Below are 10,106 nucleotides of genomic sequence, written 5' to 3'. Positions count from 1 at the left end.
GAGGTGCCTCAACCAGACCACAGGGGAGAGAACCCCAAGCAGACGAGTTCAGCCGACCTCATCCGGCGATGTCAGGCCCAAGGGGGAACCATCCCGGGAATATGAAAAGGTCTCACCACGCCCACACATGCCCCTTGCCCCTCCGTCCGGCTACTACCCTACCCCGCGCTGATACTGCGGAGCCGCTGGAACACCGAGCAGCACCTGAACACCGGATTTCAATCTAAAGACAGGGGCGCCGATAGAACTGCCGAATGGGCAAGAGGTTCAGATCTGTGACCGGCCTCACCACGGAAGACCAATGCGCGGCGGTGTTGCATACGACGACCAGAGACCATCGCTGCGAAGGACGACAGCCTCACTGACTGGAACGGGCCTCGGCCATCCAAGCGTCGACAATTGCGACGAGTTATGGTTCTGAAAGCCGATCGGTCACATGTCAGGCGGGGGACCCACAGTGGCCGATTTCAGTCTAGGCCAGAAATCGGATCAGGACCGAGTTGCTCAATCTGACCCGGACGGCGGGTTCGCCCGACCGGAGAAATCGATAGCCTCAGGTCTTGGGCCCATGACGCGCGTCGGCAGACCGGGGTCTGGCGGGTGTCCTCGGTGGTGTCCCTTGATCAACACCACTTTGCCGCTGCGGTAGTGACGCTCATGCTCGGTCACCCAATGACGAACCGGCCCGTTGCGTTCCTCTTGCGAGAGGCGCTCAAACGCCTGACGGGCCAACCTTTCCTGCATATGCGCGACAGCTTGTGGGCCGATCCTGATGGTCAGATGCGATTTCTGGGCACCCAGAATCCAGGACTTCCCGAACTTTCGGGCCGTCTTTGCCTCCTTGGGAGTAAAGGTCTCGGATTCGGAAGGAATGATGCCACCGAGGTCCGGCGAAACCAACATTGCGAACAGCGCACAAGGAATGAACAGCTCCGAGCCTGTGTTGATCAAGTGAATGGTTCGCCTTGCTTCGAGCTTCTGCTCGGAGTCCCCTGTTCGGACGCGAAAATCGATCATCGACTGGTTGAATTCGAACTTCACATCCTCATAGTCCAGCTGACCTGAAGCCGTTCGATTGAGCCGCATGAAACTCATCGGGTCCATGACCCTTGCCCCTTCGGGTCGGGCGAACATCGTTATTCTCAGATGGTCTTCTTGACGATTGTCGATGAGGAAGCCGTGCAATCCGGAACCTCGAGGGCCATCGTCGTGAAGCGTCGACGGCGCGCGCCTCTCGAAACGGGCGATACCCAAAGCCCGACAATCGAACTCAACCCACGTTACCTTCGCGGGGAACCGAATATCGCCGAGGTAGGACATCGCCTGAGTTCCGGTGCCCACAGCGCGCTCCTGTAAGGTATCATGCAAGGTGTCTGCGTAGTTCGCCGCCAGATGGTCGAGCAGATAGACCTTGGCCTTCATCAGGGCGTCGAGTGCATATCGGCGAAATCGGGTCAGGTCATCCGATGGGACCAGGTGCCACACCATGTCATCTTGCAAAGACGACCGGCCAGCCAGAGAAGCGCCATAGGTGGCGATCAGATCCTTGTAGAGCAACTTCGGGGTCCCTTCCCAATCGAAGGGTACTATTCCCGTCGGTTGCAGGGCGATCAACTTGATTTCCTCGAACATCGCCCCCCGACTGGTCGAACAAATTGGCTGTCGCGGTTTTGCGCGATCTGCCTGTTCTGGGGAGGAGGTCGTGCCGAGCTCGTCTTGGCGCCTTGTACCTGTCGGCCACAGTGGCTGACAGAAGAAGGGCCCGGGTGGCGCCAACGCGCCGCCCGGGCCTTTGCGGAGTGAGGCCGAAGCCTCACTGAAAGGGATCGATTTCTCCCACAATGGCCACCTCGTCTCCGTCGATTTCATCGGCGGGGACGGCACCATAGGACCCATCCCCGGCCTGGAAGACCACGATGGCGACCATCAGCGTGGCGGCGAGGCTGGCGGCGTAGGCGTGTGCATCTTTGCGGGACATCTTTTCGGCTCCTGTCTGGAGGCGGAGGACCATCCCCCGCGCGACAGGACCCCGAAGGCCCGAGACGGTCTGACATCACCGGGTGCGTTCGACTTGCTCGAATCCGCCCGGCGGCACGGGCTTGCCCCGTAGTCCGAGCCCTCGCGGCTTGATCTCGAAGACCGGCCTCGGGCCAAGGAAGGGAATGGCGAGCGGGGGATGGGGCTCAAGCCCCAGGAGCCGATGGACCCGCTGATGCACACCCCGCCAGACTGCTGCCAGGATGAAGGTACGAGCAGGCGAGACGGGGATGGGACCTATGGCGCCCTGCCCCTCTTTGGGGGACAGGGTCATCTTGGGAGATCGCCGCCCTTGGGCGGGCCTCAGGCTTCTGTCGTAAAGGCTCAGGCGGCGAGGTTCGCCTCCCCTGCCGTGTCGTCGTCGCTGGCGCCGACCACTTCCAGCCTTGCATTGCGATACCCTTCTCTGGCGATCCAAAGCTCTGCCGCCGTTTCGTTTGCGGCAAGGTGCAGGAGCTCGATCGCCCCGCCGAAATCGAGGAGGATCTTGACCTGACCCGGCTGCGGCACCTCGACGACGTCGAAGGTCAGGCCACTGTCGGCGGAATGGCTGCGCATGATGGTGACGAGGATGACCCCATCGGAAGAGAAGTTGCCTTCGTGAAGCGTGAAGGAAGCTGGAGCGGTCCAAGTCGCATAAGGCCTGGGCGGTTCCTTCTTCACAAGACGGCCGATTCCATTGGAGCGCTCCCAAGCGGCAAGCTTCTTGGTGAACCGCGCAGGAGGTTTGGGGCTGCCGTCGGTGTAACGGATCAGGGCACCCAGAGGTGCTGTATCGATAATGGTCGTTGCGGACATGATTCCTCATTCTGAGCGCGAAGATTTTCGCTCATATTATTGATATTGTTGTGTTTTGTGTGAAACGAGGGCGGGTTTCCCCGCCCTCGGGGGCAAATGTCACTCGGCAGCGATCATCTGTGCCAGATCGTCAGGCAAATCGGCGACGAGGAAGGCCGGAAGGTCGACCGTGTCCGAGGACATGTCCTCTTCCTCCGGCGCAATCCCATCCTCGTCGCCCTGCCCTTCCAATGTTTCACCCTGAAGTGCCACGAGGTCCGCCCGGCGCAGAACCTCCGGCAGCCAACCGGTGCCCTTGAGCAGCCGCTCGGCCTCGACAGCCATGTCGCCCTTCTTCAGGTGGTCGATGAGTTGGGCCGCGCCCTCACCCTTCGCCTCGCGCACGGCTTCGATGATCCGTGCCTTGGGAACGCGGGAGAGATAGGTCTCGGCCGTCGGTTCCCATCCTGCCTCGACCATGTCTAGATCCACCGCCTTGGCCAACATGTCGGCGTGTTTCATCCGGCGCGTGAGACCAGAGGCCGAGATGCCCGCGCCATAGGGGTTCACCCGTTCATGCAGCGCATTGACGCCGAAGCTCAGGCAGTGGGCGAGAAGCGCCAGGCGACTGGCCTGGTCCAGCGTCGACAGTCGCTCCCAGAGCGCAGTGTCATCGCCCAAGGGCAATTCTGCTTCCCAGGCAGCATGACGGGCATCGATGGCCTCAGCCACTGCGCTATCCTTCAGCTCCGGGGCCTGTGCCGCCATATACACGTGCCGCACCGACGCCTCGAGGCATGAGCCGGTGGCGGACGAGCTGCGGAAGGTGTCGGTCACCAGCTTCAGCAGAAGCAGGGTCAGGGCGACGTCTGGCGAGCGGCCAACGGCTTCGCGAAGCGCCAGCGTCCGGTGGGCGGTGAGCTCCATCACCAGGCGTTCCGAGAGCGGCTTCAGCACGCCGTCGTCGTCATCTTCGGAGGTCGTCACAAACGGCTGGCCGCCCGAGGTGATCACGGCCGACCCGGCACCATCGACGTAGGACTGCGTCGGCTCCGATCCTGTGAGATGGGGATCGCCGCCCTGCCCCGCCGCGTCCTCGGCATCCGGCCCTTGGATCGGCGCTTCATCCTCGGGGCGAACGAAACCACGGTGGATGACCAGTTGGCCGTCACGATCAAAGGTCACGAAAACCCCGGCCCGCGCGATCTCCGCCGGATCGAAGATCATCGGACGTGCCTCAAGAGCCTCCATGGCCTCGGCGAGTTCCGCGAGCCGCGCGTCGATGTCTTCGGGGATCTCGTCCGCCTCCGACCACTCGGCATCCAGCGCGCGATATTCAGACAGCAGCTTGGTATGCTCCACGGTCTCGGCTTCCGACATCGCAGCGGCTTCGCCATGAACGCGGCGCAAACCATAGCTGAAGCCATAGGGCAGGTCGGTCGCAACCTCGATCCATTTCCAGCCCTCGGAGACCAGGGCCTGCGCCTCGGCCCGGAGCTTCTCAGCGGCGAGCCGATCGAGCAAAGCGGGATCTTCCAACCAGCCACCGTCATCGCCTTGGAACAGGTCGCGGGCCACGGTCCCGCCTGCGGCCTCATAGGCCTCGATCCCGACGAAGGTCGCCCGACGGTCGGTGGCCCGTACGGAGGTTTCCGTCAGCATGCGGCGGATCGCATAGGGCTCTTTATTCCAGGAGTTCTTGATCGCATCCCAAACCTGCACCTGAAGCGCGGCATCAGAGGTCACGGTGAAGGCCATCAGCTGTTCCAGCGTCATGCCGTCCTCGGCATACACATCGAGGAGGGCAGGGGCCACGGAAGCTAGCTTCAGGCGCTGCTTCACGATCTGGGGCGTGACGAAGAAGGCCGCCGCTATCGCTTCCTCGCCCTGACCTTTCTCGCGCAAGGCCTGAAAGGCGCGGAACTGGTCGAGCGGATGCAGGGCAACGCGCTGCATGTTCTCCGCCAGCGAGTCATCCTCGGCGAGGATCTCCGACGCAGCATCCCGCACGATGCAGGGGATCGGTGCAGTCTTCGCCAGCCGCTTCTGCTTCACCAGCAGCGACAGCGCCTGGAAACGACGGCCGCCGGCCGGGATCTCGAACATGCCGGTCTCGACACCATCGGCATCGAGAACAGCCCGCACGTTCAACCCCTGCAGGAGCCCGCGCCGCGCGATGTCTTCTGCCAGTTCCTCGATGGGGACGCCCGCCTTGATGCGCCGGACGTTGGACTGGCTCAGCGCGAGCTTGTCGAAGGGGATGTCCCGCGACGAGGACAGGATGACTTTCTGGGCAACTTTCGCCATCAGATCTTCTCCACGACGGGCGCCGGAAGCCACTCTCCCGATCTCACTTCCCGTCACCCCTCAAACCCACAGCCCTTTCCCTCTTTCGAGACTTCCGTTTAAGAACGACGACTAAAGTTCACAGCTGTGAACTGCGGAGATGGATGGTCTCTTGGCTGCATGTTCACAGCTGTGAACACTAGGCCGCACTTCGCCGGGACATCAGCGCCATGACCATCGGCCCACAGGAGAACTCGCCCGCCGCTGCCTTGGATGTCAGCGCGCGCAAGTATCCACCCGGCGACTTGATCTCGGCAAAGCGTTCCAGCATCGCTACAACAACAATCGACGCCTGCTCCGGGCCCATGCAGCGTTGCGCTTCCGCCCAAGCGGAGGCACTGATCCCCATCGCCGGTCGCACATGGCAGGCGGCGTCGAAAAGCTGGTGCCAATGTCGGATATCGCCCTGATAGAAGGTCTTGAGCGATGGACAGCCTGCGATCACCAGATGGAGCGGGATCTTAGGTACGCGTCTTGTGTCTGGCTGTTCAACGTCAGCCTCAATCTTACCCGTATCCGCATCAGGTGCGTCGGCAGCCGCCTCGCCTTTTTCTAAGGCAGGTTCAATATCTATAGAGTCTTTATTTGAAGTATGATGGTGACGCTCAAAACGGGCATCATTGGTGTTCATATCTTCTGTTTCAGGACCATCGATGAGGTTCCGTGCCTGATCAAGAAGGGTTTCAAGATTTGCCCGGTAAGCCGAAAGGTCCTCAATCGAAAGCTTACGGCGAAGCGCCCGAGCTGTGAGCGCCGCTTTGTCGCGCAGTTGGTCCCAGAGGCCAAGACCGGGCAGCATCTCTTGCCCGAACTCTGCCAGGGCGGCCAGGTCGCGCCGCATGAGGCTGACGATCTCTCTGATCCGGCGCACATGGTCCTCGGCCTCACGCACAGCCTCTGCGGCCCGGGCAATCTCCTCTGCCCGGCAATAGAGGGGGGAGAGGTCAAAGCCGAAGGTTACGCGCTCATCGCCATGCTTACGGACATAGCGCTTCCCGTTGGGACTATCGCGCCGCATGAGCAAGCCGGCCTCTACCAGACGGCTGAGGTGACGACGCATCGTCGAGCAAGGCATACCATTCAGCCGCTCACAGACCGTTTTGTTGGAAGGAAAAACGACCATTTCAGCGTTTCCACCAAGCGCATCGTCTGGGAAGAAGCTAAGAAGCCCCTGCAGAACGGTGAGATCGCGTTCGGTTACCCCAAAAGCGGCCTGCGCCTTTGACAACTCGCGAAGGAGTTCCCACTTGTTAACGGGCTTCCCGGGAACAGATGCCTCTGGACGCTCGATCACACGCAGATGCGCATGCGAGATCGGCCGCATAAACGGCGAGATCGGTGTGTACTCCATGATGTCATTCACGAAGGCATAGAAAAACCGCTCCGCGAATCACATATGACTTGCGGTTTTTGCGCTGGCCCACTACCTTGAAAGTGCTAAGATCAAAGTCTGGGTCTCGTGGAGCGCAAGCTTTGCGGGACCTTTTCTTTAGCCTGTGCCGTGCCTCCTTTTCGTTGCTGCTCTGCCTCTCTTCATCTCTCGCTTCTCCAGCGATCGTGAAGCTCTTCGAGGACGTCCTGCGCGCGGGTATCGAGCCACTCCGCGAAGGCATCGTCTACATCTGTCAGGTCAAGCCGGACCGCCCTGCTTGACCTCTTGATAGCGCCCACAGGGGTACCGTCGATGATTAGCGCCTTGGTCTTCGGTCTCAGTTTCTTGCCAAGCGCCGGACCAACCTTCTTTTTCGCGTACCGTGCAACGGCCTCAAAAGCCGCCACCGATGGATCAGCTTGATGCTCGCCATCGGACTGTTCGCTTGCCGCTGCCTTTGCACGGACATCAAGAGCAACTCGGCAAAGTTCGGCGAGATCGATCCCCGTATCGGCAAGCTCCTTCGCCAGAGCCTCCCACCTGGGACGGCCGACGCCGTGAGCCGGTCCGATTGCATGGGCCAGGGCCGTTCCGATCGCCTTGGCAACAGAGATCGACATCGATACCGCCGAACGGGTCAAGTTCAGCACTTCGGCAATCTGTGCCTGCGAGCCAAAACCATTGTCGAGCAGTTCCTGAGCGAAGAGGGCGCGCTCGATGTAACTCAGGTCACGTCTGCCAGTGTTCTCGGAAACCTGAGCGCGAAGCGCTGCCGTATCATCGAGGTTTGCAATGAGAGCACGGACTTTGCTCACCTTGTCCGAGGAACGGATCGCTTCGAGGCGGCGGCGGCCATAGACGAGGAGATAGCGATTGGTCTCGGCAGGGTGGCGCCGAACAAGGATCGGAACGGTTTGCCCATTGAGTTCTATCGACGTACGAAGATCATGCACGTCCTGTGGATCGAGCCTATCCGAATACCGCTCATCCTGAATCTCTGCAGGATCGAGCTCCCAAACGTGATGTGCATCAACGGCGTCACGCGCAGAACGCAGCGCCCGGTTGCTCGACATCATGCTTCCAGTAACCGGGGGCGTCCCTGCAGTTGCCAGACTGTCGAGCATGGACATGCGCTTCTTCTTGCTGTCAGTCATCAGCGCCCCCATGTCTTTTGAATGAGCTGGGCGATCTCGTCGTTGACCGCGTTCAAGCTTTCGATGGCCCGGTCATAGGTCGTGCGGGTAAAGGCGCTGCGCTCGACTTCATAGAGGGTCTGCTTTGTCAGTCCCGCATCAGATATCGCGGTCGACTTGAGCATCGGCGCGTTCAGAACTTTGTCGCCGTACATCGTGCGCAGGAACGCGACGATGCGGTTCTGCGGTGCGTCCGTCGGCTCGTAGCGGGTCAAGAGGTACCGCATCCAATCATGCGACATGTCGGCGCCGCTGTCGGCGATGACGTCCATAAGGTCAGCTGTCATCCGAAGGAACTGGCTCATCGACATGACGTCGAGCATCTCGGGATGGATCGTTACGAGAACTCCGGTGGCGGCCGATAGGGCGGACATCGTGAGAAACCCGAGTTGCGGCGGGCAGTCGATCACAACAACGTCGTATTGCTCATCAACCTGGGCCAAGACTTCCTTGACCCGAAAGAAGAATAGGCCGGCATTGCCCCGGGCGAGGGCCCGCGGGGTTTCATGCTCGAACTCCATGAGTTCAAGGTTGCCAGGGATCAGATCGAGGTTGGGGATGTAGGTCTTGCGGATGACGGAGGAGATCGGAACCGGATCTTCGTACCGTATGGCATCGTAGAGCGTACCGCCATCCAGCAGGTCGAACTCGGGTTGAACGCCGTGTAGGGCCGTCAACGAAGCCTGCGGATCAAGGTCAATCGCCAGCACGCGGTAGCCCGTCAAAGCCAGCCGCTGAGCGAGGTGAGCTGCCGAGGTGGTCTTGCCGCTGCCGCCCTTGAAGTTCATGACCCCAATGATCTGGAGATGATCGCCAGCCCGACGACCAGGCAGATAGTCGCCGGGTTTCCGAGCCGTTTTCTCCAACAAAACCCGAAGGTTCTGGATATCTTCGGCTGAATAATGCCGACGGTTCCCTGAAGAAACCTCGGGCGAAGGTCCTTTGCCGTCCAAGTGAAGCTTTCGCAGGTATGAGTCATTGACACCCAGAAGAGCTGCCGCTTCTCCAGAAGTGAATTTGCGCATAGACTTGGACGCGTCGGGTGGGAACAGGCTCTCACGCTGAGAATGCAGTTGTGCCGCCAACAACTCGGAGTGCTGACGGATCACGGCGTTCAGGTCTTCCTGTGTATCGGCTCTGCTCATCTGCCCTCTCGCGTCCGCGTCGTGTTCACGGATTCTGGCGTTTAGTCGCCCTTTTCCGTGACTATTGCCGGAGGACTTAGATTCGTGCAAGTGCTTTCTAGATTTGGTGTCTGGACTGCCAACGTGCACAAGAACGATACAGTCTCGCGGTCGGGCTTGCACTGATACCAAGCATGATATACTTTTCTCTCCGTATATCCACACCAGGAGGTTGCGATGCAGGTCGCGAAATGGGGCAACTCACTTGCCGTCCGCTTGCCCGCGGAGCTCGTTCGCGAGCTTGGCCTCAAGGAAGGCGACCAGATCGACCTTGTGAAGGATGACGGCCAGGTGCGGGTGCGTCGCTTGGCCCGCGCAGATGAGGTGCTGACGGGTTTGCGCCGCTTTAGGGGCAAGCTGCCCTCGGCGGAACGCCTAAGCCGCGACGACGCGCATGAGCGCTGAGTTCGCGGACACAAACGTCATCCTGTACCTGCTCGACGACGGCCCGAAGGCTGATCGCGCTGAGGTGATCCTGGGGCAGGGGCCCCGGATCAGCGTTCAAGTGCTGAACGAGGCGCTGGTGAACTGCCGTCGCAAGGCCGGGCTCAACTGGGAAGAGACAGGTGCCTTTCTTGCTGGCGTCCGCGCATTGTGCGCAGTCGAAGAACTGACCCTCCAGACCCACGACGTCGGCCGCGCACTGGCAGAGCGCTACGGCTTTTCGGTCTACGATGCAATGATCGTAGCCAGTGCCCTAATCGCGGGATGCACGACGCTATGGAGCGAGGACATGCAAAATGGCCTGTTGGTGGAGGGCCAACTCCGCATCGTGAACCCCTTCGCATGAGGGGATGGGTTTCTCGCACTTCAGTCGAGCAAGCCCAGCCTCTCGGCCCGCTCCAGCAGCATCTTCACTGAAGACGGCTGCCAGCTTGTCCGCCCACGGGGTGTTCGCTCGCGCATTGCTTCCAGCCGGCTGCAGATCGCCTGAAGCGTGATGTCCGGATCCGCGCCCTTGATGGCGGCGACGATGGCGGGCAGGCGGTCGTCCGTCTCGCGACGACCGGCCCGGCCAAGCACCGTCTCGGGCAGGAAGCCGTCACGGACATAGGCGTTGTCGCGTTTAGTTCCCGATTTCAATTGAAGCAGTAAGCTGAAACTGAAGCGCTGGAATTTCACCTTAGCGCTTCACCAACGCGTCAAGTTTCTTGAGCTTCACAGCCCTGCCGCTTTGGTCAGGTTCACCCGGAACCT

The 10,106-nt window shown here is 60.7% G+C and carries 9 protein-coding genes and 1 pseudogene; 2 read left to right on the top strand and 8 right to left on the bottom strand.

The genetic code is table 11. From position 1 onward, the window contains the following. Positions 1–504 precede the first annotated feature (504 nt). From V3C85_RS00145 to repA, 7 genes are all read right to left on the bottom strand, one after another. Entirely contained in the window at positions 505–1,632 is a 1,128-nt protein-coding gene (locus V3C85_RS00145; RefSeq protein ID WP_331792967.1) for a hypothetical protein, read from the bottom strand. A gap of 181 nt (positions 1,633–1,813) precedes the next feature. After that, complete coding sequence (locus tag V3C85_RS00140; RefSeq protein ID WP_331792966.1) at positions 1,814–1,978, bottom strand: hypothetical protein; 165 nt, start codon at positions 1,976–1,978, stop codon at positions 1,814–1,816. A gap of 383 nt (positions 1,979–2,361) precedes the next feature. Then, on the bottom strand, positions 2,362–2,835 hold the full coding sequence (locus V3C85_RS00135; RefSeq protein WP_331792964.1) for a hypothetical protein: 474 nt from the start codon (positions 2,833–2,835) through the stop codon (positions 2,362–2,364). 99 nt (positions 2,836–2,934) lie between these two features. Continuing rightward, a complete protein-coding gene (locus tag V3C85_RS00130) occupies positions 2,935–5,121 on the bottom strand; it encodes a ParB/RepB/Spo0J family partition protein (protein WP_331792963.1) in 2,187 nt (728 codons plus the stop codon). 178 nt (positions 5,122–5,299) lie between these two features. Beyond that, positions 5,300–6,511 (bottom strand): plasmid replication protein RepC, encoded by a 1,212-nt coding sequence (gene repC / locus V3C85_RS00125; protein ID WP_331792962.1) that lies wholly within the window; start codon positions 6,509–6,511, stop codon positions 5,300–5,302. A gap of 182 nt (positions 6,512–6,693) precedes the next feature. Next, a complete protein-coding gene (gene repB, locus V3C85_RS00120; protein WP_331792961.1) occupies positions 6,694–7,686 on the bottom strand; it encodes a plasmid partitioning protein RepB in 993 nt (330 codons plus the stop codon). Then, positions 7,686–8,870: a plasmid partitioning protein RepA gene (gene repA, locus V3C85_RS00115; protein WP_331792960.1), complete on the bottom strand. Its 1,185-nt coding sequence runs from the start codon at positions 8,868–8,870 to the stop codon at positions 7,686–7,688. Before repA ends, repB begins: the two co-directional genes overlap by 1 nt. Before the next feature lie 216 nt (positions 8,871–9,086). Between repA and V3C85_RS00110 the strand changes: the two genes are divergently transcribed. Next, positions 9,087–9,314, top strand: coding sequence for an AbrB/MazE/SpoVT family DNA-binding domain-containing protein (locus V3C85_RS00110; protein ID WP_331792959.1), 228 nt, complete (start codon positions 9,087–9,089; stop codon positions 9,312–9,314). Continuing rightward, on the top strand, positions 9,304–9,699 hold the full coding sequence (locus tag V3C85_RS00105; protein ID WP_331792958.1) for a PIN domain-containing protein: 396 nt from the start codon (positions 9,304–9,306) through the stop codon (positions 9,697–9,699). Before V3C85_RS00110 ends, V3C85_RS00105 begins: the two co-directional genes overlap by 11 nt. A 20-nt stretch (positions 9,700–9,719) precedes the next feature. On the opposite strand, the pseudogene V3C85_RS00100 reads toward V3C85_RS00105, so the two are convergent. Then, a pseudogene (locus V3C85_RS00100) lies at positions 9,720–9,965 on the bottom strand (recombinase family protein); the annotation flags it as partial. Positions 9,966–10,106: the final 141 nt, after the last annotated feature.

The organism is Pseudotabrizicola sp. L79 (assembly GCF_036553525.1).
Lineage (GTDB): Bacteria > Pseudomonadota > Alphaproteobacteria > Rhodobacterales > Rhodobacteraceae > Pseudotabrizicola.
The sequence above is the reverse complement of the archived record's forward strand: the minus strand, read 5'-3'. Positions and strand labels throughout refer to the sequence as shown.